General features: G+C 69.8%; 1 protein-coding gene. It reads right to left on the reverse strand.

Going from position 1 to position 695, the window contains the following annotated elements; genetic code table 11:
- Positions 1–158: 158 nt before the first annotated feature.
- A partial coding sequence (locus tag GTP46_RS29145) for a TolC family protein (protein ID WP_161010119.1) occupies positions 159–695 on the reverse strand: 537 nt, incomplete at its 5' end.

Here is a 695-nt window from a genome sequence, read left to right on the forward strand (position 1 = left end):
GCGCGCGTTCGCCGCGCGGCGCGGCGGGCGCTTCGTCCACGTGGCCTGCTTCGCCGTGGCCGGCGTCGGCGCGTGCCGCCTCGCCGCGTGGTTTGAGAATGAGCGCCGCCAGCAGCAGTGCGATGATCGCCATGACGGCAATGGTGATGGCTTGTTTCTTATTCATGGCCTGCTCCGAGTAGACGGTCGATGGCGGCTTGCGCGCGGTGCGCGTCGGCCAAGGTGGTGAGGTAGTGGGACTGCGCCTGCAACAGCGTGCGCTGCGCATCAAGCACGTCGAGGAAGCCGAACTTGCCGTACTCGAAGCCAGTGCTGGCCGCTTCATAGGCGCTGCGCGCGCCCGGTAAAATCTCATCCTGCAAAGCCAGGGCTTGCGCCCGCGCCGACGCGTAGTCTTCGCGGGCCTGCACCAGCTCCAGCTCCAGCCGCGCAGCCGTCGCCGCCACTTCATCGCGCGCTTGGTCGACGCGCCGCACACTCTCCAGCACTGCGCCCTGGTTGCGATCAAAGAACGGCAACGGCAGCGACAGCCCGATCACCGCCTGCGAGCGCCCCAGTTCCTCCGAGTGCTTGCTGCCCACCGTCAGCGCCACATCAGGCACGCGGCGGGTGCGCTCGACCTGCACCACGGCCTGACGCCGCGCCAGCTCGGCCTGCGCCACCTGCACCGCCGGCGCCTGCGCCTGCGCCAGCAC

Origin of the sequence: Duganella flavida (assembly GCF_009857445.1) — a bacterium.
GTDB classification, from domain to species: Bacteria; Pseudomonadota; Gammaproteobacteria; order Burkholderiales; family Burkholderiaceae_D; genus Rugamonas; species Rugamonas flavida.